The 24,798-nt window shown below is 62.0% G+C and carries 20 protein-coding genes and 2 pseudogenes; 12 read left to right on the top strand and 10 right to left on the bottom strand.

Translation table 11 applies throughout. From position 1 onward, the window contains the following. The first annotated feature begins 39 nt into the window (after positions 1 to 39). Positions 40 to 213 carry a hypothetical protein gene (locus HG549_RS10495; protein ID WP_170029427.1) on the top strand — a complete coding sequence of 58 codons (174 nt, stop codon included), beginning with the start codon at positions 40 to 42 and terminating at the stop codon, positions 211 to 213. A 3-nt stretch (positions 214 to 216) separates the two neighbouring features. On the opposite strand, the gene HG549_RS10490 is transcribed toward HG549_RS10495, so the two are convergent. Beyond that, complete coding sequence (locus HG549_RS10490; RefSeq protein ID WP_170029426.1) at positions 217 to 1,626, bottom strand: amino acid permease; 1,410 nt, start codon at positions 1,624 to 1,626, stop codon at positions 217 to 219. Positions 1,627 to 1,952: 326 nt separating this feature from the next. On the opposite strand from HG549_RS10490, the gene HG549_RS10485 reads away from it, so the two are divergent. The 3 genes from HG549_RS10485 to HG549_RS10475 all read left to right on the top strand — a co-directional run bounded on the left by HG549_RS10485 (position 1,953) and on the right by HG549_RS10475 (position 4,567). Continuing rightward, complete coding sequence (locus tag HG549_RS10485) at positions 1,953 to 3,377, top strand: PLP-dependent aminotransferase family protein (protein ID WP_170029425.1); 1,425 nt, start codon at positions 1,953 to 1,955, stop codon at positions 3,375 to 3,377. A gap of 80 nt (positions 3,378 to 3,457) precedes the next feature. Further along, the gene (locus HG549_RS10480; protein ID WP_170029424.1) at positions 3,458 to 3,853 is read left to right on the top strand and encodes a hypothetical protein; all 396 of its coding nucleotides are present in this window, start codon (positions 3,458 to 3,460) and stop codon (positions 3,851 to 3,853) included. Between the two features lie 171 nt (positions 3,854 to 4,024). Then, positions 4,025 to 4,567 (top strand): WYL domain-containing protein, encoded by a 543-nt coding sequence (locus HG549_RS10475; protein WP_170029423.1) that lies wholly within the window; start codon positions 4,025 to 4,027, stop codon positions 4,565 to 4,567. Positions 4,568 to 4,609: 42 nt separating this feature from the next. Here the strand turns inward: HG549_RS10475 and HG549_RS10470 are convergent, their stop codons facing one another. Next, complete coding sequence (locus tag HG549_RS10470) at positions 4,610 to 5,338, bottom strand: hypothetical protein (protein WP_170029422.1); 729 nt, start codon at positions 5,336 to 5,338, stop codon at positions 4,610 to 4,612. Positions 5,339 to 5,496: 158 nt separating this feature from the next. Here HG549_RS10470 and HG549_RS10465 point away from each other — a divergent pair, with 158 nt between their 5' ends. Continuing rightward, a complete protein-coding gene (locus HG549_RS10465; protein WP_170029421.1) occupies positions 5,497 to 6,120 on the top strand; it encodes a glutathione S-transferase family protein in 624 nt (207 codons plus the stop codon). A 49-nt stretch (positions 6,121 to 6,169) separates the two neighbouring features. On the opposite strand, the gene HG549_RS10460 is transcribed toward HG549_RS10465, so the two are convergent. Continuing rightward, complete coding sequence (locus HG549_RS10460; protein ID WP_170029420.1) at positions 6,170 to 7,345, bottom strand: MFS transporter; 1,176 nt, start codon at positions 7,343 to 7,345, stop codon at positions 6,170 to 6,172. Between the two features lie 94 nt (positions 7,346 to 7,439). On the opposite strand from HG549_RS10460, the gene HG549_RS10455 reads away from it, so the two are divergent. The 5 genes from HG549_RS10455 (at position 7,440) to HG549_RS10435 (ending at position 12,525) form a co-directional block, all read left to right on the top strand. Beyond that, complete coding sequence (locus HG549_RS10455; RefSeq protein WP_170029419.1) at positions 7,440 to 8,363, top strand: LysR family transcriptional regulator; 924 nt, start codon at positions 7,440 to 7,442, stop codon at positions 8,361 to 8,363. 93 nt (positions 8,364 to 8,456) lie between these two features. Continuing rightward, positions 8,457 to 9,422 (top strand): 5'-nucleotidase, encoded by a 966-nt coding sequence (locus tag HG549_RS10450; RefSeq protein WP_170029418.1) that lies wholly within the window; start codon positions 8,457 to 8,459, stop codon positions 9,420 to 9,422. Beyond that, a complete protein-coding gene (locus HG549_RS10445) occupies positions 9,419 to 10,189 on the top strand; it encodes an SDR family NAD(P)-dependent oxidoreductase (RefSeq protein WP_170029417.1) in 771 nt (256 codons plus the stop codon). The genes HG549_RS10450 and HG549_RS10445 overlap by 4 nt, the downstream gene beginning before the upstream one ends. A gap of 101 nt (positions 10,190 to 10,290) precedes the next feature. After that, the gene (locus HG549_RS10440) at positions 10,291 to 12,045 is read left to right on the top strand and encodes an OPT family oligopeptide transporter (RefSeq protein WP_170029416.1); all 1,755 of its coding nucleotides are present in this window, start codon (positions 10,291 to 10,293) and stop codon (positions 12,043 to 12,045) included. 99 nt (positions 12,046 to 12,144) lie between these two features. Continuing rightward, entirely contained in the window at positions 12,145 to 12,525 is a 381-nt protein-coding gene (locus HG549_RS10435) for an NUDIX domain-containing protein (RefSeq protein WP_170029415.1), read from the top strand. 105 nt (positions 12,526 to 12,630) lie between these two features. Here the strand turns inward: HG549_RS10435 and HG549_RS10430 are convergent. From HG549_RS10430 to HG549_RS10405, 6 genes and pseudogenes are all read right to left on the bottom strand, one after another. Then, positions 12,631 to 13,536: pseudogene (locus HG549_RS10430) on the bottom strand (RHS domain-containing protein); the annotation flags it as partial. A gap of 25 nt (positions 13,537 to 13,561) precedes the next feature. Beyond that, positions 13,562 to 13,891: a hypothetical protein gene (locus HG549_RS10425; protein ID WP_170029414.1), complete on the bottom strand. Its 330-nt coding sequence runs from the start codon at positions 13,889 to 13,891 to the stop codon at positions 13,562 to 13,564. 341 nt (positions 13,892 to 14,232) lie between these two features. Next, positions 14,233 to 15,786: pseudogene (locus tag HG549_RS10420) on the bottom strand (RHS repeat-associated core domain-containing protein); the annotation flags it as partial. A gap of 84 nt (positions 15,787 to 15,870) precedes the next feature. Then, a complete protein-coding gene (locus HG549_RS10415; RefSeq protein WP_170029413.1) occupies positions 15,871 to 16,470 on the bottom strand; it encodes a hypothetical protein in 600 nt (199 codons plus the stop codon). Positions 16,471 to 16,481: 11 nt separating this feature from the next. Then, positions 16,482 to 21,155: an RHS repeat-associated core domain-containing protein gene (locus HG549_RS10410; RefSeq protein ID WP_170029412.1), complete on the bottom strand. Its 4,674-nt coding sequence runs from the start codon at positions 21,153 to 21,155 to the stop codon at positions 16,482 to 16,484. Next, positions 21,152 to 21,355: a hypothetical protein gene (locus HG549_RS10405; protein ID WP_170029411.1), complete on the bottom strand. Its 204-nt coding sequence runs from the start codon at positions 21,353 to 21,355 to the stop codon at positions 21,152 to 21,154. The genes HG549_RS10410 and HG549_RS10405 overlap by 4 nt, the downstream gene beginning before the upstream one ends. A gap of 467 nt (positions 21,356 to 21,822) precedes the next feature. Here HG549_RS10405 and HG549_RS10400 point away from each other — a divergent pair, with 467 nt between their 5' ends. Continuing rightward, positions 21,823 to 22,200, top strand: a complete 378-nt coding sequence (locus tag HG549_RS10400) for a histone-like nucleoid-structuring protein, MvaT/MvaU family (protein ID WP_170029410.1) — start codon at positions 21,823 to 21,825, stop codon at positions 22,198 to 22,200. Positions 22,201 to 22,488: 288 nt separating this feature from the next. Next, positions 22,489 to 23,814, top strand: a complete 1,326-nt coding sequence (locus HG549_RS10395; protein WP_170029409.1) for an MFS transporter — start codon at positions 22,489 to 22,491, stop codon at positions 23,812 to 23,814. 166 nt (positions 23,815 to 23,980) lie between these two features. Here HG549_RS10395 and HG549_RS10390 read toward each other — a convergent pair whose 3' ends face one another. Further along, on the bottom strand, positions 23,981 to 24,796 hold the full coding sequence (locus HG549_RS10390; RefSeq protein ID WP_170029408.1) for a sugar phosphate isomerase/epimerase: 816 nt from the start codon (positions 24,794 to 24,796) through the stop codon (positions 23,981 to 23,983). Between the last annotated feature and the right edge of the window lie 2 nt (positions 24,797 to 24,798).

The following is a 24,798-nucleotide window of genomic DNA, read 5'->3' as shown; positions in this document are numbered from 1 at the left end:
GAGCGGAACTGGCTGGCGCGCATCCAGGTCATTCCTTGCATGCGCATGAAGACTTATCTGGCCCTTGCCATCCTGGCCCTGATCGCCACCGCCGCCCTGCTCGGCTCGCCCTGGATGAACCAGCGTTTTCACATGCCAGCGGAAAAACACCCTGCCCAACAACGCGAAACGGCCGGGTCCCCAAGGGAGCCGGCCGTTTCGCGCAACGAATGACGTTTAGTGCTGTTTGCCAGAACGAATCTGGTGCACCACGCCCATCGCCACCACGATCGCCGCAGCGATACCGGTGGAGATGACCAGGATCTGGTAGTCAGGCATGAAGGCCATGGTCACCAGGGCGGCGACGATGAAGGCGATCACCAGGTAGGTCAGCCATGGGAACAGCCACATCTTCAGGCGTACTTCCTTGCCTTCGGCGATCAGCTTGCGGCGCATGCGCAGTTGCGAGAAGGCAATCACCAGGTACACCAGCAGGGCGATCATGCCGGTGGTGTTCATCAGGGTTTCCAGTACGTCCTTCGGGCGCAGGGTCTCGCTGAAGTTGATCAGCGCGCAGACGATGGCCACCGCGCACGAACCCATGATCGCGTACACCGGTACACCGGTACCAGCGCGGGTGATCTTGAACAGCGATGGTGCGTCGCCACGCTGGGCCAGGGAGAACAGCATGCGCGAAGCGGTGTAGTGGCCCGAGATCAGGCAACTGCTCACCGAGGTCAGCACGACGAAGTTCATCAGCAGCTCGGCATACGGCACGCCCAGCAGTTCCAGGGTGCGGCGATAGGCGCCATAACCGGAAACGCCCAGCTGCGGGTCGTTCCACGGTACCAGGCAGACGATCAGGAAGATCGAGCCGACGTAGAACAGGCACACCCGCCAGACCACCGAGTTGGTCGCCTTGACGATCTGCGTGGCCGGGTCCTTGGCTTCGGCAGCGGCGATGGTGACGATTTCTGCGCCGAGGAAGGCGAACATCACCCCGAGCAAGGCACCAATCACGGTGGTGATGCCATTGGGCATGAAGCCTTCGGCAGTGAGGTGGCTGATGCCGCGCACTTCACCGAACTGCCAGATGTTCAGCACCGCCGCGGTACACACGATCAGGAAGCAGACGATCGCGATCACCTTGATCAGGGCGAACCAGAACTCGAATTCACCGTAGTGCTTGACGTTGAAAAAGTTGACGGTGATCAGCAACAGGGTCGTGGCCAGCACGAATACGTTGACGCTGACGTCGGGGAAGAAACCGTGCAGGATCTTGCCCGCCACATAGGCTTCCCAGGCCATGAGGATGACCCAGTACCACCAGTACAGCCAGCCGATGGTGAAACCGGCCCAACGGCCAATGGCGCGGTCGGCGTAGGTGGAGAACGAACCGGTGTCCGGCGAGGACGTCGCCATTTCACCCAGCATGCGCATGATCAGTACCACCAGGATGCCGCCTGCCAGGTAGGCCAGGACAGCGGCTGGGCCGGCGCTGTGGATCACGCTGCCGGAGCCGACGAACAAGGCGCCGCCGATAACCCCGGCGATCGACATCATCGTCAGGTGGCGCGACTTGAGCGAGGCACTGAGTTTGCTCTCGTGCCCGCTTTTCGCGGTGGTGGTTGTAGATGTTGCGTCCATCAGTTGTGTACCCCGTGCTTCTTTTTATCCAAGGAAAACTGTGAAACCCCGATGGCTGGCGGTTTCACCTGTACATCAGTGCTAATGCGGGCAGGATGGTGTGCGACGAACACACGCAGGCCTTCCATGGCGGCCTGCTGACGCGCCCCAGGGCTGACGCCTGGGGCGAACTGAACATGCTTTATGTGGCGATATCTGACACCTAATGTAAAAATGTCCGGCGCAGAGAACCATGCACAGTGGCATGAAACTCGCACTGCACTGTACAGGCCGCCAATGCAGTACACCGCGCAAGCGCCTGGCGTTTCACACCCTGAAGGTCCCGAATGCTGCAATTACATCCAGACTCCTCCACGCCGCTGGTCAACCAGATCATCGACGGGCTGCGCGAGTTGATCGACAACCAGACCCTCAAGCCAGGCGCCAAGGTCCCGTCCATTCGCGCCTTTGCCGCGACCTACTCGGTCAGCACCTTCACCGTGGTCGAAGCCTACGACCGCCTGGTCGCCCAGGGCCTGCTGGTGAGCCGGGGCAATGCCGGGTTTTTCGTCAACCGCGCGGCGGGCGAGCTGCTGGACCCGCACAACGCCGAGGCCGACACCAGTCGACCAACGTTCAACTCCGAGTGGTACCTGCAGCAGATCTTCGAAATCCGCCAGTTGCCGTACAAGCCGGGGTGCGGCTGGCTGCCCAACGACTGGATGTACGAAGACGGCCTGCGCCGCGGCTTGCGCCAGGTGGCCGGCAGCCCGCTGGAGCTGTCGGGCTATGGCGACCCCATGGGCCTGCTGGAACTGCGCGCATTGACCGCGCAGAACCTGCAGCAGGAACTGTCGATCGTCGCCAACCCGGCGCAACTGATGCTCACCCACGGCGCCAGCCAGGCCCTGGACCTGGCAGCGCGCACGCTGGTGCGCCCGGGCGATGTGGTGCTGGTGGACGACCCTGGCTACCCCAACCTGATGAGCATCCTGCGCACCCAGGGTGCGACCCTGGTCGGCGTGCCCCGCACCCCGGCCGGCTACGACCTGAACCAACTGGAGCAGCTGCTCACCCACCACCGCCCGACGGCCTTCTTCACCCAGCCACACCTGCACAGCCCGACCTGCTCACGCACCCCGCTGCCGCAGCTGCACCGCCTGCTGCAACTGGCCAGCCAGCATGGCTTCCGCCTGGTGGAAAACAACCTGTACGCCGACATGATCGCCGAACCGCAGCCGTGCCTGGCCAGCCTCGATCACCTGCAGCAGGTGGTGTACGTGGGCAGCTACTCGAAGAGCATTTCGCCGAATGTGCGGGTCGGCTACCTGCTGGCCAACCCCGAACTGATGCAGAAGCTGCTGCACCTGAAGATGCGCTCGGGCCTGACCACCTCGCAGGTGATGGAGCGCGTGGTGTACGCCGCGATCATCGACGGCCGCTGGCGCAAGCACCTCAAGCGCCTGCGCCAGCGCCTGGCCGAGGCGCACCAGGAAGTTGGCCGGCATCTGCACCGGTTGGGCTTCGAGTTGTTCATCGAATCGGATGAGGGCATGTACATCTGGACCCGGCACCCGGCGATTCCGGACAGTGCGGCGTTGCTGGATGACGCGCTGGAGAAAGGCATCATGCTCGGGCCTGGGCAGCTGTTCATGGTCGATGCCAAGGCCACCGGGTGGATGCGCTTCAACGTGGCGTTCAGTACCGATCCTGCGATGTGGGAGTTGTTGGAGAAGGTGTTGGTGAAGCACGTGCGGCGGGGTGGGATGTAGGGAGCCTGGGAGACACTGGACACAATAGTGGCCAATTAGTAGCATCCAGCCCAACTGGATATTACGGACAACCTCAGGTCATGGATCGCACCACCGGCGTCATTCACCGCCCGATACATCATCCCATCCGCCCTTCGATTACCTGGGAACAGGCCTGGAAAGGCCCCGATGAAGGCTTGATCCGCTGTTGGGAAATTGGCCGTGAGCGGGCTGTGCACCAGCCAGAAATTGCCCGGTGCTGTATCGATGGCGCGCTGCCGGTGCTTGGCTGGAAAGGCGGGCATGATCGGGTGCTGAAAAAGCCGATGAAATATGGCTCTTTCAAATACCTGGCGCAATGGCAGGGCCTCCGTGGCGAAGACCTGTACATCGATACGCGAACCGAGCTGACCCTCACCTGTCGTCATACCGGAATGCTGACCACCTTTACACCGGATCAGGAAAAATACGCCAACGCGTTGCTCTTGGTGGATTAGCCGGACGCGCAAGTCAACCGCCGCTTGGCGCGCGCATGCAAGGCCCCCAGGTGGTGATCCACGACCGCCTGACGCGCCAAACTTGGATCCCATCCTCTGAAAAGGTATGCTGGCGATAGCCAAACGCCACCACCCAGGCAAGCTGCAAACCTGCTTTCAAGGACGAACCTTTTGCCCAGCCACCCTACCCGCCACACCATCGCCCGCCAGTGGCAACTGCTCAAGCTGCTACCCGGCCGCCACCCGGGGATGAGCTCCACCCAGTTGCAGGCCGCCTTGAAAACCGTTGGCTATAGCACCAGCAAACGCACCGTCGAGCGGGACCTGGTCGAGCTTGCGGCACTGTTCCCGCTGCGCTGCAACAGCAAAGGCATGCCGTACGGCTGGTATTGGCAACCCGGCCTGAGCCTGGGCGAAGCACAGCAACTGCAACCTGACGTGCTGGCGCCCCCGGAACAGATCGAATTGCATGCCTGGGTCGACGACGGGCTGGCCCGGCGCCTGCAAGCACAACCACTGGCCACGGACATGCAATTGACCGCGCTCGCGGACGGCGGCGCTACGCTGGTGGCCACGGTCGACGACAACCGCGTGCTGATGGGCTGGCTGTTGTCCCAGGCGGGCTCGATCCGCGTACAGGCGCCGCAGGCTCTGCGCCAGGCCATGCTCGAACAGTTGCGGCAAAGCCTGGTGCTGCACGACGGCGGTTGCTAACGGCGAGCAACCGCCATCAGCCCACCACCAGGCCTAGAGAGGCTACGCCTGGCGCAGGTTTCGACGCGCCAGGCAGGCATACCCCAAGCCCAGCACACTGAACGCCAATACGCCCAGCAGCGCCATCAGTTCGCGGCTGTAGCGCGCCACCCAGGCCGGGAAACCGATGACTTCGCGGTAAACTTGCACGTCAGCCTCGCCGTCGGCATGGCTGATGCTGATCCCGCCCTGGCGGATCTGCGTGTAGTCCGCATCGAAATACACCCATACCTTGCACGCGCCAGCAGGCTCTATGGCCGGGATTTCCACCTGGGCAGTAGCGGCCTCGACGATGGTGTCGTTGCCAGCCGCGTCGCGTACCTGCACCAGGCCCTTGGCTGGCAGACGAATTTTCACCTGGCGCACCGGCGCGTCACCGCTGTTGCGCAGCTCGATCAACAAGCCGGTACGGTGGTCGACCAGCCCGGCCTCGAACGGTTTGGCGAACAGCTGGGTATAGGGTGCCTGGGCCATCTCGACCAGCCGCTCGACCTGGTCGTGGCTCAGCCCGCCTTCGCTGATGGTATTGATACGGCCCTGCAATTGCTCGTACTTGAGCTGCTCGCTGGCCTTGCTGATGCGCTCGCTGAACTGGCTGGGATAAGTGAGGTAGGCGTAGGTCAGCGAGGCCTCCAGGCGCGGGCTGCCGCGGAGCAACCCATAAGCGGCCAACAGGACCATCAGGCCGATCAGCACGGCCACGAGGAGTTTCCCCACCTTGTCCCAGCTCAATGCGTACTTCCTTCTGTGGTGATACCAACGATGCAAACCGGCCAAGGGTGCCAAGTTCGCGCCCCTCAGGCAAGCCTGACCCGGTTGCCTGCGCCTGCCGCTTGACCAGGCCACGGCAGTGGCGGACGATCAACCTCCCCCACACAAGGACGAATAGCATGTTGCGGATATTGGGCAGAGCCTCGTCGATCAATGTACGAAAAGTCCTGTGGGCGTGCGCCGAGTTCGAGGTGGCGTACGAGCGCGAAGACTGGGGCACCGGCTTCCAGCCCACGGACAGCGCCGAGTTCCTCGCGCTGAACCCCAACGCCATGGTCCCGGTGATTCAGGATGGCGGCTTCACCCTGTGGGAATCGAACAGCATCATCCGCTACCTGGCCACCCGCTACGGTGCTACGGCGTTCTACCCCAGCGAGGCGCAGGCCCGAGCCAGGATCGACCAGTGGATCGACTGGCAGGCCTCGGACCTCAACCGCGCCTGGAGCTACCCATTCATGTCGCTGGTCAGGCACTCGCCGGCCCATCAGGACCCGCAAGCCCTCGCCGCCGGCTGCGCGGACTGGGCGCGCTACATGCGCATCCTCGACAGCCAGCTGGCCAGTACCGGTGCCTATGTGGCGGGCAGCCAGTTCACCCTGGCCGACATCCCCATCGGCCTGTCGGTCAACCGCTGGTTCGAAACGCCATTGGAGCACCCGCAGCTGCCAGCCGTGCGCGATTACTACGAGCGCCTGAGCGAGCGCCCGGCCTATCACCTGCATGGCCGCAACGGTACGCCATGACAATCACCGGTTGATGCCCGCGAAGGGCCGCAAAGCGGCCCCCGACGCCTTACGCGGCTGCCTGCCCCGCCAACGCCTGCACCCGCCCACGCCAGGCAAACATCAGCACCATCAACAACCCGAGCGCTGCCGTCGCAGCCCCCGCCAGGGCAATCGCCGGATAGCCCAGCCCGGCGTTGATGACCGCCCCACCCAGCGCCGCGCCAATCGCATTGCCCAGGTTGAACGCACCGATGTTCACCGCCGAGGCCAGGTTGGGCGCATCCTTGGCCGCTTCCATCACACGCATCTGCAGCGGCGGCACCAGGGCGAAGCTGGCAGCGCCCCAGACCAGGATCGCCAATGCCGTCGGCAGCGACCAGCCCAGCACCAGCGGAAACACCAGCAGTACCGCAATCAGGGTGGCCAGTGACACGATCAAGGTGCGATCGACCGAACGGTCCGCCGCCTTGCCGCCCCACACGTTGCCCAAGGTCAGGCCAACGCCGAACAGCACCAGCATGGCTGTCACGAACGTGGTAGACGCGGCCGCCTCGCGCTGCAGGATCGGCGCGATGTAGGTGAACACCGTGAACATCGCACTGGAGCCCACCACGGTCAGCAGCAACGCCGCCAGCACCGGCCGGCGCCCGAGCACGCGCAGCTCGGCCATGGCCCCGTCACCTTTGGGCGAGGGCACATTGGGCAGTGCGTACCAGAGGCTGGCCATGGCAACCAGGCCGAGCCCGGCGATGCCCCAGAATGCCGTGCGCCAGCCAAGCAGTTCACCGAACCAGGTGGCCAGCGGCACGCCACCGATGGTGGCCAGGGTCAGGCCCATGAACATCGCCGCCACCGCACCGGCACGCTTGTCGGGCGGCACCACGCTGGCCGCGACGATCGAGCCGATGCCAAAGAAGGCGCCGTGGTTGAGCGAGGTGACCACGCGGGCGACCAGCAGGCTGGCGTAGTCGTCGGCCAGGGCTGACAGCAGGTTGCCGAGGGTGAAGATGGCCATCAGCCCGATCAACAGGTAGCGCCGCGGGACTTTCACCGTGGCCAGGGTCATCAGCGGTGCGCCGATCAGCACCCCCACGGCATAGGCACTGACCAGCAACCCCGCGGCCGGGATCGAGACGCCAAGGTCGGTGGCGATACTGGGCAACATGCCCATGGGGGCGAACTCGGTGACACCAATGCCAAAGGCACCGATGGCGAGTGCGACAAGCGGGGGATTGATACGCATGGCAAACTCCTTATCTGTGCTGCAAATGCTACGATCCACCAGCAGGCCGCACTAGACTGCATTTTTGCGAACCACCTTTGCTGATGAGGCACAAATGGATTTCAGCGGACGATCCGGAGAGATGGAAATATTCGCCAAGGTGGCGCAAGCGGGCAGCCTGTCCGCCGCAGCGCGGGCGCTGGGCCTGACGCCTTCGGCGGTGAGCCGCATCCTGGCCCGTACCGAACAGCGCCTGGGCACCCGCCTGCTGCTGCGCACCACCCGGGCGATCACCCTCACCCCTGAAGGCGAGGCGTACCTGCGCGGCGCACGGCGGGTGCTGGCCGACCTGGACGAAGTGGAACAAGCCATTACCGACCAGGGCGTGCCACGCGGGCGCTTGCGGGTCAGCGCAGCGCTGGGCCATGGCCGGCTGACCGTGGTGCCGCTGCTGGCGGCGTTCAGCGCGCGCTACCCGCAGGTGCTGGTCGACCTTACCCTCAGCGACGAAATAGCCGACATCACCGGCGGCCAAGCCGACGTGGCGCTACGCTTCGGCCCGCTGCCGGACAGCTCGTTGAGCGCCCGTGCCATCGGCGAAACCGGCCAGGTCATCGTCGCCTCCCCTGACTACCTGCAACGCTGTGGCACGCCCCTGGTGCCGGAGGACCTGGCCCGGCACAACTGCCTGCGTTTCAACTTCCGCCGCGCCGCGCCGGACTGGCCGTTCCAGCGTGACGGCCAGGTCTTTGCGCTGAAGGTCAGCGGCAACCTCGAATGCAGCAGTGGCGAAGCCCTGGCGCAATTGGCCACGCTCGGCGCCGGGATTGCCCGCATCGGTACCTTCACCGTCGCCGACGACCTCGCCAGCGGGCGCCTGGTACCGTTGCTGGAAGCCTACAATCCGGGTGACCGCGAGCCGATCCATGCCGTATTCGTCGGTGGCCCGGCAATGCCGGCGCGGGTGCGGGTGTTCGTCGACTTTCTGGTCGAACAGCTTCACAACGCTGGGCCTGCCGACATCGCCAGGCTTGGCTAGCAGCCTCGCGCGCACCTCGCAAAAGGATCCTTGGCGGGTGAATCCGCGCCCACAGGGTACACTTGCCTTCAGCACAGGCTCAGGAGTCGCTTCATGCCCTACCCCATCGAACAGAAGCTGGTCATCGGCGTGGCTTCGAGTGCGCTGTTCGACCTCAGCGTCTCGGACGACATCTACCAGGCCCAGGGCGTCGAGGCCTACCGCCAGCACCAGCAGCAGAACCTGGACGAACCCTTGCCCAAGGGCGTGGCGTTCCCGTTCATCCGGCGCTTCCTCAGCATCAACCAGGCGTTCCCCGAGCAGTTGCCGGTGGAAGTGGTGCTGCTGTCGCGCAATTCGCCGGAAACCGGCCTGCGGGTGTTTCGCTCGATCGACCACTACCAGTTGGACATCACCCGCGCGGCGTTCATGTCTGGCCGCTCACCTTACGAATACATTCCGGCGTTCAATGCCTCACTGTTTCTCAGCGCCAACGAGGAAGACGTGCAGAAGGCGATCGACGCCAACTACCCAGCCGGGCGGGTGCTGCCGACGCGCATCTACGATGACGAGATCGACACCGAGTTACGGGTGGCCTTCGACTTCGACGGGGTGATCGCCGACGATGAAGCGGAGAGCGTGTACAAGCGCGACAACAGCCTGGACGACTTCCAGAAGCATGAGCGCCTGCACATGGCCACCCCGCACGCGCCGGGGCCGCTGGCCGACCTGTACCGCAAGCTTTCGCTGATACGCATGCTGGAAGACCGGAAACTGGCCGAAGACCCAAGCTACAAACGGATCTTGCGCATTGCCATCGTCACGGCACGCAACGCACCTTCGCATGAGCGGGTGGTGACCACCTTGAAGAATTGGGGCGTATCGCCGGATGAATGTTTCTTCCTCGGCGGAATGGAGAAACCCCGGGTGTTGTCGATCCTCAAGCCGCATGTGTTCTTCGATGACCAGCGCAGCCACCTGCAGTCGTCGGCAGGCAATCTGCCGATGGTGCATGTGCCGTTCGGCGTGGCGAACAAGGTACTTTCCGCGCCGGTCGCGCCGCCGGAAAGTGTTGCATGAAGCTCATCCCCGGGCTGACGGGCCAGGCCAATGTACTGCTGTGCGGCGCCAGCCAAGGCATCGGCCTGGCCCTGTGCACGGCGTTGCTGGCGCGCGACGATGTGCGCCAGGTCTGGGCCGTGTCGCGTCAGGCCAGCAGCAATGATGCGCTGCTGGCCCTGGCCAGGCAGCACGCTGGGCGAGTGGCGCTGGTGGATTGCGATGCCCGCGACGAGCAGGCGCTTGCGGCCCTGGCACACCAGGTGGGCCACGGCTGCGATCACCTGCACCTGGTGATCAGTACCCTGGGCATTCTCCATCAGGAAGGCAGCAAGGCAGAAAAGTCACTGGCGCAACTGGACCTGGCCAGCCTGCAGGCCAGCTTCGCCACCAACGCGTTCGCGCCGGTGCTGTTGCTCAAGCACCTGCTGCCGCTGCTGCGCCGGCAGCCCGCCACGTTCGCGGCACTGTCGGCCCGGGTCGGCTCGATCAGCGACAACCGGCTGGGTGGCTGGTACAGCTACCGCGCCAGCAAGGCGGCATTGAACCAGTTGCTGCACACGGCCAGCATCGAGCTGAAACGCCTGAACCCCGCCGCTACCGTACTGGCCGTGCATCCGGGCACCACCGATACCCGGCTGTCGCGGCCGTTTCAAGGCAACGTGCCGGCGGGCAAACTGTTTACCCCGGCGTTTGCCGCACAGTGCCTGATCGAGCTGGTGGGGCGGCTTGAGCCAGCCGAGAGTGGCAGCTTCTGGGGCTGGGATGGCCAGCGCATCGAGTGGTGAGCGAAGGCTGGCGCTGGCGCAACCGCAAGCGCCAGTGAACCTTTGCGGCAAGCGGGGCTCAGTTGTGCAAAGCGCGCTCGCCTCACCGACAAAGGATTGCCATGGGACATGCCCCCTCCACTGCCCTGCCCCTGGCGCGCGTCGAGCGTGAACTGAGCCTGCGCGCGGTACTCACCGGCATCGCGCTGGGCATCCTGCTCACGCCCTCGAATGTGTACGCCGGCCTCAGGATCGGCTGGTCATTCAACATGTCGATCATCGCCTTGCTGGTCGGCTTCGCCGTGTGGCAGAGCCTGCCAGGGCGCGGCAAGGGCCGGCCGGCGTGGACGCTGCACGAAAGCAACATCAACCAGACCGTGGCCTCGGCCGCCGCGTCCATCGTTTCCGGCGGGCTGGTGGCGCCAATCCCTGCCTATACCCTGCTCACCGGTCACCAGTTGGACCCGCTGCCGATGATGGCCTGGGTGTTCTCGGTAAGTTTCCTCGGCATCTGGATCGCCTGGTACCTGCGCCCCACCTTGCTCGCTGACCATGGCCTGAAATTCCCGGAGGGCATGGCGACGTTGGAGACCCTGCAACAGATCTACCAGCAAGGCCACGAAGCCATGCTGCGGATCAAGGTACTCTGCAGTGCCGCGATGCTGTCGGGGCTGGTGAAGTGGATCGACGGCTTCGTCTGGGCGATACCGCGCTGGGCCCCCACGCCAGTGCTCGAGCGCCTGACCTTCACCCTCGACCCTTCGCTGATGCTGGTCGGTTTCGGTGGCATCATCGGCATCCGCGTGGGCTTGACGTTGCTGCTCGGTGCCGCACTGGCCTGGGGCGGGCTGGCACCGTGGCTGATCGAGCATGCGCTGGTGGTGCTGGCGCCGAACGCCAGCGGCCCGCAGTTCGCGGCGCTGGTGGAATGGCTGCTGTGGCCGGGGGTCAGCCTGATGGTGTGCGCGACCCTGACATCGCTGGCGGTTCGCCTGTTGCAAATGCCCCGGCAAAGGCCCGCCGACCGGCTGGCCCGGGCATCGCGCACGCAAACGGGGTTTTCCCTGACGCCGGCTGCCGGGCTGCTGTTGTCCATTGTCCTGGTGGTAGCGCTACAAGCGTTGCTGTTTGGCATCGACTGGTGGATGGCGTTGCTGAGCATCCCCCTGGCAGTGTGCCTTGCCGTGGTCGCCGCGCGCGTGGTGGGTGCCACTGGCATTGCGCCGATCGGTGCCATCGGCAAGCTGTCGCAGCTCGGCTTCGGCCTGGTCGCCCCGGGCCAGGTGGCGATCAACCTGATGAGCGCGAACACGGCCGGTGGCGCGGCCGGGCAATCCACCGACCTGATGAACGATTTCAAGGTTGGCCAGGCGATCGGTGCGACGCCGCATCGGCAGCTCATTGCACAATGCATCGGCATCTTTATCGGCAGCGTGGTGGCCGTGTTGGTGTATCGGATGCTGATTCCCGACCCGCAGGCGCAACTGCTCAGCGAGCAATGGCCTGCACCCGCCGTGGCAACCTGGAAGGCCGTGGCCCAGACCTTGACGCAGGGGCTGGGAGCGCTGTCGCCGGCGCTGCGTTGGGCGATCGTCGCGGGTAGCGCGGCAGGCGTGCTGCTGGGTGCCCTCGACAGCCTGCTGCCGCATCGGGCAGCGCGCTGGCTGCCGAGTACCGCCGCGCTGGGGCTGGCGTTCATACTGCCGGCGTCGATCAGCATGATGATGGGGCTCGGCGCGCTGCTCACCTGGCTGGTCGGTTGCCGGTGGCCGAGCGTTACCGAGCGGTTTGCGATCACCGCCGCAGCCGGGCTGATTGCCGGGGAAAGCATCACCGGGGTAGGCGCATCGTTCTGGGAGATGGTACGGGCGCTGTAGCGGTTGGCAGCGCGCGGCCACTGCGCTGCCGTGCCCTTCTGGCGTTGCGTCGGAACTTTGCCTGCCCGTTTGCGGCCTTCTCTGCAGGAGGTACTGCAGATGACCAGCAAGGAACGACACTCGACCCTCATTTGCTTGCAAGCCGGCAAGGTCCTGCTGGTGCGCAAGGCGACCGGTGAATGGTCATTGCCTGGGGGCAAGATCGACCCCGGGGAAACCCAGCTCGACGCAGCGCGGCGGGAATTGCACGAAGAAACGAGCCTGGAAATGCTCGATGCGCAGTTCCTCGGCCACCACGTATTCGAGGCCGAAGAACACTGGCTTTATCGAATGACGGTGTCGCCCGGGATGACGCCGCATCCCTCGCACGAGATCGTGGAATGCCGCTGGTTCAGCGGCGATGAACTGAACCAGGCGTCAGTAAAGCCGAAGGACCTCGAATTGCTCAGGCGCGAGGGCTGCGTCGGTAGCAGAGCGTGAGGGCACTCAGGACCTGATGTCTACCAGTGCCTTCTCGAAAAGGGACTTTTGCCAGACTGCAGGCTTCACGGAAACGCGACAACACCAATACCTTGGCAAAGCACAATAGTACCGATGCCGGTTGTAATGCCGCCCGGTCTCATGATCGTGGTACTGACCCTGGAAGCGGATCGGGTTGTTCAGCCCACTCCGAGCGGGCCTCCTTAACTCACCCCACGCCTTGTACTGTGCCGTCCACGCCATCTCACCGTTATGGTCGGTCAGCTCCATCGGCGTACCGAGGTGGTCACACTGATACCAGAGAATCGCATCGAATGCCTGCGGCTTAACCTCCGTGTGCCACAGCGGGTCCTGATCGAAATCGTATTCCCGGTCGCTCCAGTCCGGCTGGCGCAGCAGGCGGATCGGGTTGTTTCGTTGCGCCTGGACCACCGGCACGAAGCTGCCCGGCTCGTACAGGTAATGCACAGTGCGCCCGGTCTCGCCCTCACCCTGCGGCGGTGAGTTTTCCCAAGCCAGGTTATCGCCATCCCAGCCATACAAGGTGTAACCACAACCCAGTTCGCGCTGGCGCTTGGCCCGCTGCATCTGGTTCCAACCACTGCCCGCCCGCGGGTCATCCTGATGGTGCGCGGTGGAGTGCTTGTGCAGACGGCGGCCCAGAGCGTCGTAGCTGTACACCACGCTGAGCTTGTCATCGTCGAAGCGCACCAAACAGTCGAACAGGTCCCAGCTGAGGCGCGCCTTTTCGCCGTGGTGCAGGCGATGGATCAGGTTGCCGCTTTCGTCGTACTGGTAGTGGGTCCCGGCATATTCACGCAGCAGGTTGTCCATCAGCTTGTAGCGCCGCGGGTCGCTTTCCAGCGGGCGATTTAGCTCCTGGGCCTTGTCGTCCAGCAGGTTGTCGGCCGGGTCGAAGGCAAAGGTCTCGACACCCAGGCGACTGGTGGCTTGCAGCAAGCGGCCAACCGGGCCGAACCGATAAGCCAAGTGACCAAGACGGGTGTCGTACCTAGCTGCGCGCCACTCTCAATCATTACACTTTTCTTATCTCAGCTAATCCTTTTTCTAGCAAACTGAGATTGGTAGGATCATTAATAATTTTTTTTGACCTAGCCCATCTATGCACTGCACTCTTAGGTCCTTCGACAAGCTTATTTCCTTCTTCGGTAAGCTCACTTTTCATTATGACGCGCTTCACTACATGCCCATTTCCGTCAGTAACTCGACACTTTATAAGCTCATTACTCTCAAGGAAGACAAATAGGTTTTCCATTGCAATTTTAATACTCTCCTGCCAATCCGGAGCACTTTCATACGAAGCCACTAATACATCAATATCCCAAACCGGATAATCATTAATCATTACAGCCTCCTTTCTACTTTAGACAACCCAGCAACCGGCACCAGTTCCCCAGCTGACCTATCCTTAATGAACGTACCGCCAGCTGCGAGAATTCGAATTTCCTTCTGTTGTTGTTCTAATTTAGACGCAGTCAAACTTGTCACTTCGTAAGTCGTCGCCTGCCCATCTTCAATAACAGCCGTGTCAACCCTACGCCGCTCACCGGTTTCTGGATCCATAACAGATTTTCCACTAGCATCCCGCAGATAACACTCACTTTGTATCGTAGCATTCGGATGTTTGGTCCTGATTTCCGTATTGAATTCTTGATGACGGCGATCTCCATCAATCGCATTCTTGAGCCGCTTCAGCCCCCACGAGTCAATCCACTCGATCGGGTTCGGCACATACTGATAGAGGTTGAAGCCGCCCAGATAGCTGATAGGATCTTGACTGACAAACCGCCCAGCCCTCGGATCATAGTACCGATAGCGGTTGTAATGCAGCCCGGTCTCGTGATCGTGGTACTGCCCCTGGAACCGTATCGGGTTGCTCAGGCCGACTTGCTTAGCCCACTCCGAGCAGGCTTCCTTGACCTCACCCCACGCCTTGTACTGTGCCGTCCACGCCATCTCACCGTTATGGTCGGTCAGCTCCATCGGCGTACCGAGGTGGTCACACTGGTACCAGAGAATCGCATCGAATGCCTGCGGCTTGACCTCGGTGTGCCACAGCGGGTCCTGATCGAAATCGTATGCCCGATCGCTCCAGTCCGGCTGGCGCAGCAGGCGGATCGGGCTGTTTCGTTGTGCCTGGACCACCGGCACAAAGCTGCCCGGCTCATACAGGTAATGCACAGTGCGCCCGGTCTCTCCCTCACCCTGCGGCGGTGAGCTTTCCCAGGCAAGATTGTCCCCATCCCAGCCATACAAGGTGTAACCACAACCCAGTTCGCGCTGGCGCTTGGCCCGCTGCATCTGGTTCCAGCCGCTGCCCGCTCGCGGGTCATCTTGGTGGAGCGCGGTGGAGTGTTTGTGCAGACGGCGGCCCAAAGCGTCGTAGCTGTACACCACGCTGAGCTTGTCATCGTCGAAGCGCACCAAACGGTCGAACAGGTCCCAGCTGAGGCGCGCCTTTTCGCCGTTGTGCGGGCGATGGATCAGGTTGCCGCGTTCGTCATACTGGTAGTGGGTCCCGGCGTATTCACGCAGCAGGTTGTTGCGCCGCGGGTCGCTTTCCAGCGGGCGATTCAGCTCCTGGGCCTTGTCGTCCAGCAGGTTACCGGCCGGGTCGAAGGCAAAGGTCTCGACACCCAGGCGACTGGTGGCTTGCAGCAGGCGGCCAACCGGATCGTATTGATAAGCCAGGTGACCACGACGGGTGTCGTGGATGTCGGTCAGCTGGCCCACGGCATCGTACTGGTACTGGCGCTTGAGCAACGTGAACTTGCCGTCGTGGCTACCCAGCAACTGCTCTTGCAGGCGGCCAGCCGGGTCCCAGCTCTGGGCCTGCATCAGCTGGTTGCCCTGATGCCGGACCACTTCGCGGTGCAGGTCATCACGCTCGTAGGCCAGCAGTTCATGCTGGTCGAGGGTCATGCCCAGCACGTGACCGCTGCCGTAGGTGAGCACGCTGACCTTGTGGCCATCGGGGCGAACGGTCGCGATACGGTTGTTGAGGGCGTCGTACTCGTGTTGCCACACCGCAACCATCGGCACCTCGGTGCCGAGGTAATACTGGTGCTCGCGGGTCAGGTTGCCGGCCTGGTCATGGAACCACTGCAGTTTGCTGGCCGCGTTGATCGCCTGGATCAGGTTGCCGTTGCCATCGTAGGCAAAGGTCTCTTCCTGACGCTGGTCTCCCTGGCTGGCAACCCGTGAAACCAGGCGCCCCACCGGGTCGAAGGCAATGTCGATGCTGGCTACTTAAGTTGGCTATGCGTAAGGTGATTGACCTATAACTTCTCAAGCAATGAATGTGTGTATTGGCTAGCGTGCTGCTTATTTTTTTGAAAACCCCCTGATTAAATTATCGACTTTTTTTGCCAATAAAACCACGGAATCACCTGCTTCTTTATTACCCACCTGCATATTCTCAGGAAGTTTGCTGTTATCATAGGCTTCATCTCGCCCAAAGTAACCTGCCAAACAAGCATTCACTCTAAAAACAATATGATGCATGCGCCAGCAGGTGGCCCACTCCAGAGCATTGGTTCCTTGAGAAAATCCTTGATCGGCCAGTTGCTTCTTGACCATATTTCCACCAACCCACAAGTCAGAATAGTACTCAAGAACTATATCACTATACCCCGATGAACAAGGATCATAATGGAAGTCTTCAAACAACACCTTCCAGCGAGGTATTTCTGAAAAACGCATCGAGCACAGTATTGGTCTGAAGAGCCTGTCCCTCATTTCGACTTCCGAAAGAGACTTCGGCGGCGAGGTGTAGAATTTTGAAAACACCTCAATCAAAAAACCTGCGTTTGATTCAATATGTTCAATAAATCGAGCAAGCACGAATCCAAACTGCTTATCACGACTCAATGCCGGTATATAAAAGACACTTCCAGGCTTCACGTCCGACTTTAGCTGCTTCATGTCATCCCACCTTAAAGCTCACAAGTAGAGCTAGCCTTGAGCTTATTGTATTCGGCCACATGAGAGAGGCCACGCTCGTCCGTCCTTGACTTATTGATCGGCTCAATCACATTACCCGGAAACCCGGTCTTAGTCTCGCACACTTCTCGATAATATTGCTCCGCTCCCTTAGCCTGCGTATAAGTTAAATCTTTGGCTATCGGCACTAACCTCGCTTCTCCAAGCCTTCCTGTATTCGCGTGCTGTGCCTCTCGTATACTTTCTGCTTGCATCGTGTGTCCCACATAATACGGCTTAGCCGCATTAGGCTCGTAAAGTCCGTAGACGGTATAACTAGGTTGATTTAATGGTGTGGGTGCCAGCCCCAATGCGTCAACCCAATGCAACGGATTCAGGGTATAGGCATATAGGTTCAACCCGCCAAAGTAGCTGATCGGGTCTTGGTTAGCGAACCGTCCAACCTTCGGATCATAGTACCGATACCGGTTGTAATGCAGCCCGGTCTCATGATCATGGTACTGCCCCTGGAACCGTATCGGGTTGCTCAGGCCGACTTGCTTGGCCCACTCCGAGCAGGCTTCCTTGATCTCACCCCACGCCTTGTACTGTGCCGTCCACGCCACTTCGCCATTGTGGTCGGTGAGCTCCATCGGCGTACCCAGGTGGTCGCACTGGTACCAGAGAATCGCATCGAATGCCTGCGGCTTGACCTCGGTGTGCCACAGCGGGTCCTGATCGAAATCGTATTCCCGATCGCTCCAGTCCGGCTGGCGCAGCAGGCGGATCGGGCTGTTTCGTTGTGCCTGGACCACCGGCACAAAGCTGCCCGGCTCATACAGGTAATGCACAGTGCGCCCGGTCTCGCCCTCACCCTGCGGCGGTGAGCTTTCCCAGGCAAGATTGTCCCCATCCCAGCCATACAAGGTGTAACCACAACCCAGTTCGCGCTGGCGCTTGGCCCGCTGCATCTGGTTCCAGCCGCTGCCCGCTCGCGGATCATCCTGGTGGTGCGCGGTGGAGTGCTTGTGCAGACGACGGCCCAGAGCGTCGTAGCTGTACACCACGCTGAGCTTGTCATCATCGAAGCGCATCAAACGGTCGAACAGGTCCCAGCTGAGGCGCGCTTTTTCTCCGTTGTGCAGGCGATGGATCAGGTTGCCGCGTTCGTCGTACTGGTAGTGGGTCCCGGCGTATTCACGCAGCAGGTTGTCCATCAGCTTGTTGCGCCGCGGGTCGCTTTCCAGCGGGCGATTCAGCGCCTGGGCCTTGTAGTCCAGCAGGTTGCCGGCCGGGTCGAAGGCAAAGGTTTCGACACCGAGACGGCTGGTGGCTTGCAGCAGGCGGCCGACCGGGTCGTACTGATAAGACAGGTGACCACGGCGGGTGTCTTGGATATCGGTCAGCTGGCCCACGGCATCGTATTGATACTGGCGCTTGAGCAAGGTGGCCTTGCCGTCATGGCTACCCAACAACTGCTCCTGCAGACGCCCCACTGGATCCCACGCCTGGGTCTGCATAAGCTGGTTGCCCTGATGGCGGACCACTTCACGGTGCAGGTCATCACGCTCATAGGCCAGCAGTTCATGCTGGTCGAGGGTCATGCCCAGCACGTGACCGCTGCCGTAGGTGAGCACGCTGACCTTGTGGCCATCGGGGCGAACGGTCGCGATACGGTTGTTGAGGGCGTCGTACTCGTGTTGCCACACCGCAACCATCGGCACCTCGGTGCCGAGGTAATACTGGTGCTCGCGGGTCAGGTTGCCGGCCTCGTCATGGAACCATTGCAGCTTGCTGGCCGCGTTGATCGCCTGGATCAGGTTGCCGTTGCCATCGTAGGCAAAGGTCTCTTCCTGACGTTGATCTCCTTGGCTGGCAACCCGTGAAACCAGGCGCCCCACCGGGTCGAAGGTGATGTCGATGCGGCGCTGGCCGACCTGGGTACTTGCCAACCGGCCCGTATCAGCATCGTACTGGTAACGCGTCACCAACCCGTCGAAGCCTTGCTCCTGCAGCAACCGCCCGACCGGGTCGTAGAGGAAGTCGGCCTTGCTCTCGTTCTCGTTCTCCAGGCCGATCAGGCGGCCGAGTTTGTCCCAGCGATAACGCAGCGTGTGTTCATTGGCATCCACCCGCTCGGCAAGCAGGCCCGCGCTGTTGTAGGCCCAGGTGGTGCAGCGGTCCAGCGCATCGGCATGGGCCAGCAGGCGGCCTTCGGCATCGCGCTCGAAGCGCTCTTCGGTGGCGTCCGGGTGAATGACTTTTGCCAGCTGGCCGGCCTTGTATTGGTAGACCGTCTTGTTGCCCGCCGCATCGGTGAACTGCACCAGCTGGCCGAAGTCGTCGTATTCCCATTGACTGGTCTTGCCCGAACAGTCGGTGTATGCGACCAGTTGATCCGCTGCGTTGTAGGCCAGCTTCTTCTCGTTGCCGTTGGCATCCTTGATCGCCTTGACCAGCCCGGAAGGCGTGTAGGCGAACTCGGTCTTGTTGCCCAGCGGGTCGGTGGTCTCGACCAGGTTGCCTTTCTTGTCGTAGTCACGCAGCCACAGGCCGCCCTCGGCGTCGCGGATCTTGATCAGGTGACGACGGTCATCGTAGGCAAAGTGGGTCTGGGTATGGTCCGCACGGATATGGCGAATGACACTGCCCTGCTCGTCGTAGTCATAGCGGTCTTCGCTGCCATCCGGGTGAACGTGGCGCAGCAATTTCTTGCGCTCATCGCGGAACAGCCATTCCGAACGCTCGTCCGGATAACGGATGCGGTACAGGTAGCCAAGGATGTCGTAGTAGTACCAGGTCTCCTGGCCGTGGGCGTCGGTGACGTAGGTCAGGCGGATGTTCTCATCCCACTCCAGCTTGGTGTCGAAGCTGCCGTCGTCGGCCCACTCACGGATGGCCTTGGCATCAAACGCGCTACCATCCCACTCCAGGTTCATGCCGCGGTCCGTGCGGTCGGTGTAACGGGTGACCAGGTGATTCTGGTACTGGTAGTGCCAGGCAGCGCCGTCCTCATCCTGGGCGGCGATGAGGTCGCCCTGATTGTCATAGTGGTAGGCGCACAGCTGACGCAGCGGTTGGCCGTCACGCATTTCCCACAGGCCGGTGATATGGCCGCGGTCATCGATCAAGGTGCCGAGGTGGCGGTGGATCTGGCTCGGCTCATCCTGATAGGTGATGACGTCTGAAAGCACCGGCCGCCCCTCGTGGCGGTGCTCATAATGCAACATACAACCGGCGCCATTGTTGAGCGTGATCCTCTGCAAGTAATAGCGATCACCGACACGCAGGTAGTGCTCCTTGCGGTCGAAGCCTCGGCAGATCACCAGCTCGTTTTCGCGGCTGCGGATCAGCAGCAGGTCCTCGATGGCGTTGAACAGTGACTGCTCCACTTTGGGCAGTTCGAAGGCATGGCTACGACCGTCGAAGTCGTGGAACAGGATGCCCTTGTCGACGACATCGATGCGCGTAGTGAACTCAGTGATCCAGCGCGCCCCAAGGTTGCCCTGGTCGTATTCGGCCAGGCGCGAGTGATAGATGCGCTGCCATTCGATCGGGAATGGGCCTGGCAGGCAGAAATCCGTGTGGATGATGAACTCCGAGCCCAGGGCAAAACTGATGCTGCGCGGAGTGAATGCCATCGTTTCTTCCGGACAGCCTCTTTTCACCGGGCTGGAGGCGCCTTGGGCCTTCGCCTGGGAGCTGCTGACCGCCAACTCACCCTTGCCCTTCTCCCGCTGCACCTGCGTCACGGTCCCCGGCTTGCTCACCCCCGGCTGCCCGTTCCTGTTGCGCTTGCGAAAGCCCTTCACCGCCCCGCTCAGCACATTCAGCATCCAGCCGATGCTCATCTGCGTGCCCGGGTCCGCCAGCTTGTTCAACTGCCGCGCCATCTCCGGCCCCAGCGCGCGCAGTTGCCCGGTGTTGGCCAGCACCTTGGTCTTGATCTGGTCCGGCAGCAGTTTGCTCGTGGCGCTGTTGGCCAGCCCCTTGCCGGCGGCCTTGTAGGCGTTGTGCACGGCACCGAAGATGTTGCTGAACGCCGCCTTCGGGTCGTTGAGCAGCTTGTCGGCGGCGGCGGACACCTGTTTGCCCGCCTTCGACAGGTCACCCTTGGCGTCCAGCTGGCCCAGGGCGACCTTCTCCAGCCCGGTGGCGATCTCGCTGGTCATCTTTATGCCCAACGCGCCGGCGTCGGCCAGGATGCCGGCGATCTTCGGCTGCGCCTTGGCCACGAAGTCGTCGATGGTGCCGGCGATGGTCGCGTTGAGGTGGCCGATCAGTACCTGGATCAGCGAATCGCCCAGCAGCATCTTGGCGCTGTTGCGCAGCTCCTGGCGCACCAGGAACAGGGTCGGGCGCAGGCTCATGCGCGCCGCGGCCATGGTCGGCGGTGCCGGCAGCACGCCGATCAGGTTGATGCCCAGGCTGACCCAGTCGAGCAGCTGGCGGTTCTTGCTCTTGACCAGCGTCACCACGTCGCCCAGGGCATCGACCAGGGCCATGATGTTGCCCACCACCGGCAACGCGCCGGCTACGGTCTTGATCCGTTCGAGGGTGACGTAGCCGCCGCTGACCGACTGCAGCCAGGCATCGAAGGCGGCGGCGCCACGGCCGACGTCCTTGGCGTCGATGGTGTTGAGCGGGGCGACGGCGACCTGGGGTTCGCGTTGTTTGGCGTCGGTCATGCCAGCACCGCACTGTTCGGCAGACCGTAGCAGGCGTTGCCGGACTGGAACGCAGTAAGTTGCAGCAGCAGGTGCTTCAGGTGCAGCGACCGGCGTTCACTGGCCAGCCTGCGACCAGCGGCATGGACGAGGCCCTGGACATCATGCTCCAGGCGGCTGAGGTGCAAGCTGAAAGGGGTCTGGTTCGCGCGGACAAACATCCCTGTCCTCCTTTAATAAGAAACTGTGCCTGTAATACGCGCTCTTCCTGGCGCGTGTAGATGCGGCTTCCGACTATTTATTAATCAACCACCGAATACCTATCGGAAACCAATTTGGTTTGTTTTATTGGGGTAACCGAACTTCACCTGCGGTAAATCGCTTATCTAATTGAGCCCATCAATAATTTAGGCATCGAATACCCTACGCGAGCATAGCGGCATAGACCCAGGCGTCTTGCATAACTCCAGAATGTACCGATCAAACCCTCCAAAGACAACTCCCTGAGCTTCAGCGACCTCTGCGCAATGTTCAATGTGGGAATTAACTTACAGCCAAAGAGAATCACTAAACATGAAACCCACCTCCACAGTTAAATTCGGAACGAAGATTTCACAAAACATTTCGACACTTGCATTCTTGCCTGCTGGGCGCTAACACTAGCCTCATCACGCAATGGAGGAATCCCATGTCTCGCCTCGCAGAGTTCCGTGCACTCGAATACTTGCTCGCTGCCAAGAAAACCGATCTGTCCTTCATAAAGGTCGACCCTCATTTAAAACGAGAATTCGAGTTCGAAGGTAAACTCCACGACTTGCTCGCCGAGTACCAATTCGACCTGTCGGATATATTGGCGATCAGTGGAATCGAATACGAAGACACCCGACACTCATGGTCGCCCCCTCCGCCACGCCACCGCTTCAAGGCACGACAAAGCAAGTACTACAGAAACCCGTACACCGGTGAGATGATCGAAGCGAAGAGCACGTTGAATAAAACGCTGCAACTGTGGATTCAACAATACGGCCGCGAGGTGGTGAAACGCTGGACAACTGTGTGGTACTGACACGCTGGCGCAACGCCTACTCTGTCAGGAAAACAAATGCCCCTGCCCATACCATTCCGGCCTGGCTGGCGAGTAACGAGTGGCCCCCGTGTCCTTCGATATGATCCGACCCGCCGTCTCGCCCACAGGCCACCGCAACCGTTCGATAACCGAACACTAGCCTCTCCCTTGAATTGACGCTGCCGCCTTCACTGCCCACCATGCACCGGCCTTGCATGTCCCCTGCCTGGGACCCGGCGATCTACCCGTAACACCGCAGCTGAATACAATTTCAAGAACGAGCAGTTTATGAACCACTCCAGGACCACCCCCGCCGCCCCTCGGACGCACCAGGGTTCGATCGGCGACAAGCTTCGCGGCGCCTTCGCCGTCGGCAAGACCCGTTGGGGCATGCTTGCCCTGGTGTTCTTCGCTACCACCCTGAATTACATCGACCGTGCCGCGCTGGGCATCATGCAGCCAATCCTGGCCAAGGAGATGAGCTGGACGGCGATGGACTACGCCAATATCAACTTCTGGTTCCAGGTCGGCTACGCCATCGGTTTCCTGCTGCAGGGCAGGTTGATCGACAAGGTTGGGGTAAAGCGCGCGTTCTTCTTCGCCGTGCTGCTATGGAGCCTGGCCACCGGCGCCCATGGCCTGGCCACGTCGGCCGCCGGTTTCATGGTCTGCCGCTTCATCCTCGGCCTGACCGAGGCGGCCAACTACCCGGCCTGCGTGAAGACCGTGCGCCTGTGGTTCCCGGCGGGGGAACGCGCCATTGCCACCGGCCTGTTCAATGCCGGTACCAACGTCGGCGCCATGGTCACACCCGCCCTGCTGCCGCTGATCCTGGCGGTGTGGGGATGGCAGGCCGCGTTCATCGCCATGGGTAGCCTGGGCCTGGTGTGGGTGCTGCTGTGGCTGCTGAAATACTACAATCCCGAAGACCATCCGCACGTGCGCCAGAGCGAGGTGGAATACATCCAGCAGGGCGATGCCGCCGAGCCGAGCCGCGTACCGTTCAGCCGCATCCTGCGCCTGCGTGGCACCTGGGCCTTCGCCGTGGCCTATGCGATTACCGCGCCGGTGTTCTGGTTCTACCTGTACTGGTTGCCACCGTTCCTCAACCAGCAATACAGCCTGGGTATCAACGTGACCCAGATGGGAATCCCGCTGATCATCATCTGGCTGACGGCGGACTTCGGCAGCATCGGCGGCGGCATCCTGTCGTCCTGGCTGATCGGGCGCGGCATGCGCGCCACCACGGCGCGACTGGTGTCGATGCTGATCTTCGCCTGCACCATGCTCAGCGTCACCTTCGCCGCCAATGCCAGTGGCCTGTGGGTCGCGGTGGCCGCCATCTCGCTGGCGGTGGGCGCGCACCAGGCGTGGACGGCGAATATCTGGAGCCTGGTGATGGACTACACACCCAAGCACCTGGTGAGTACGGTGTTCGGCTTCGGCAGCATGTGTGCGGCGATCGGCGGCATGTTCATGACCCAGATCGTCGGCAGCGTACTGACCGCCACACACAACAACTATGCCGTGTTGTTCACCCTGATCCCGGCCATGTACTTCCTGGCGCTGCTGTGGATGTACTTCATGGCACCGCGCAAGGTCGAGCACGCCTAGGTGCGCTGCCACTTACCTCTACGGGGCCCCTTGCGGGCTCTTTTTTTGGTCAGGCCGCAATGGGGCGATGCCTGCTGCCTGCACCGGCCCCGTCGTCGGCAAGCCGGCTCCTACCACGTAGGAGCTGGCTTGCCAGCGAACAAGTGCAGTACCCGCGCTGCTTCGGTCAGACCTTGGCCAGCACCGCCATGGCCTTCTCCAGTGCCATGCGCGCACGCTGCTCGCCACTGATGCCCTGCGCCAGCAGCTGCCGCGTGGGGATTTCCAGGCTCAGCGCTACGTTCGGCGGCAAGCCGCGCAGCAGGCCGACCAGGTCGGCATCGCCTTCGCCGGGGAAACGCCGCTCATTGCGTGCCTGGCGCAGGATTTCGTCCATGTCGGCCGGCACCGGGCCAGCAACGTCGCACAACTGGGCGTAGCGCATGCGCTGCGGCGCCAGCTGCGCCAGGTCCTGCAACGAACAGCTGGAGCGGTTGAAGTGGAACGCATCCACCAGCACGCAGCCGTTGCCGCGATCGGCATTGGCTACCACCCGCATGGCCTGGCGCAAGTCACGTACGTCGGTCCAGGGCATGAACTCCAGATGCGGATAGATACCGTAGCCCGCCGCCAGGTCGCACAGCGCGGCAAAACGCTCGGTCAAGCGCGCCTCGTCCGGATCGTTGCCCGCCACCAGCAGCTCTGTACCGCCCAGTTCTGCACCCACTGCCAGAATCGGCTCGAAACTGGCCACACAGGTATCTGCCTTCAGGCGCAGGATTTCCAGGTCGAGCACCTTGATACCGGTGTCGCGCAGACGCGCCTGGGTCTTGCGACGCAAGTCGCCATCGGCCACCAGCGGAAAATGCTGTTCCTGTTCGGTGGCAGGCACCAGGCGCAGGCCAACGTGGCTGTAACCGGCGCGGGCTGCCGCTTCAACCATGTCCGGTGGGGACAGCTCCAGCACGGTCAGCGCTGCCAGGGAAAACACTCGATCAGTCATCA

Source organism: Pseudomonas sp. SK, assembly GCF_012975065.1.
Classification (GTDB): domain Bacteria; phylum Pseudomonadota; class Gammaproteobacteria; order Pseudomonadales; family Pseudomonadaceae; genus Aquipseudomonas; species Aquipseudomonas anuradhapurensis.
The sequence above is the reverse complement of the archived record's forward strand: the minus strand, read 5'-3'. Positions and strand labels throughout refer to the sequence as shown.

What these genes read in the sequence shown, in the direction of transcription:
- HG549_RS10435 (WP_170029415.1), top strand. Translation starts at nt 12,145, where the DNA reads ATGACCAGCAAGGAACGACACTCGACCCTCATTTGCTTGCAAGCCGGC.
- HG549_RS10465 (WP_170029421.1), top strand. Translation starts at nt 5,497, where the DNA reads ATGTTGCGGATATTGGGCAGAGCCTCGTCGATCAATGTACGAAAAGTC.
- HG549_RS10440 (WP_170029416.1), top strand. Translation starts at nt 10,291, where the DNA reads ATGGGACATGCCCCCTCCACTGCCCTGCCCCTGGCGCGCGTCGAGCGT.
- HG549_RS10400 (WP_170029410.1), top strand. Translation starts at nt 21,823, where the DNA reads ATGTCTCGCCTCGCAGAGTTCCGTGCACTCGAATACTTGCTCGCTGCC.
- HG549_RS10480 (WP_170029424.1), top strand. Translation starts at nt 3,458, where the DNA reads ATGGATCGCACCACCGGCGTCATTCACCGCCCGATACATCATCCCATC.
- HG549_RS10460 (WP_170029420.1), bottom strand. Translation starts at nt 7,345, where the DNA reads ATGCGTATCAATCCCCCGCTTGTCGCACTCGCCATCGGTGCCTTTGGC.
- HG549_RS10410 (WP_170029412.1), bottom strand. Translation starts at nt 21,155, where the DNA reads ATGACCGACGCCAAACAACGCGAACCCCAGGTCGCCGTCGCCCCGCTC.
- HG549_RS10490 (WP_170029426.1), bottom strand. Translation starts at nt 1,626, where the DNA reads ATGGACGCAACATCTACAACCACCACCGCGAAAAGCGGGCACGAGAGC.
- HG549_RS10390 (WP_170029408.1), bottom strand. Translation starts at nt 24,796, where the DNA reads ATGACTGATCGAGTGTTTTCCCTGGCAGCGCTGACCGTGCTGGAGCTG.
- HG549_RS10450 (WP_170029418.1), top strand. Translation starts at nt 8,457, where the DNA reads ATGCCCTACCCCATCGAACAGAAGCTGGTCATCGGCGTGGCTTCGAGT.
- HG549_RS10455 (WP_170029419.1), top strand. Translation starts at nt 7,440, where the DNA reads ATGGATTTCAGCGGACGATCCGGAGAGATGGAAATATTCGCCAAGGTG.
- HG549_RS10405 (WP_170029411.1), bottom strand. Translation starts at nt 21,355, where the DNA reads ATGTTTGTCCGCGCGAACCAGACCCCTTTCAGCTTGCACCTCAGCCGC.
- HG549_RS10425 (WP_170029414.1), bottom strand. Translation starts at nt 13,891, where the DNA reads ATGATTAATGATTATCCGGTTTGGGATATTGATGTATTAGTGGCTTCG.
- HG549_RS10485 (WP_170029425.1), top strand. Translation starts at nt 1,953, where the DNA reads ATGCTGCAATTACATCCAGACTCCTCCACGCCGCTGGTCAACCAGATC.
- HG549_RS10445 (WP_170029417.1), top strand. Translation starts at nt 9,419, where the DNA reads ATGAAGCTCATCCCCGGGCTGACGGGCCAGGCCAATGTACTGCTGTGC.
- HG549_RS10395 (WP_170029409.1), top strand. Translation starts at nt 22,489, where the DNA reads ATGAACCACTCCAGGACCACCCCCGCCGCCCCTCGGACGCACCAGGGT.
- HG549_RS10415 (WP_170029413.1), bottom strand. Translation starts at nt 16,470, where the DNA reads ATGAAGCAGCTAAAGTCGGACGTGAAGCCTGGAAGTGTCTTTTATATA.
- HG549_RS10495 (WP_170029427.1), top strand. Translation starts at nt 40, where the DNA reads ATGCGCATGAAGACTTATCTGGCCCTTGCCATCCTGGCCCTGATCGCC.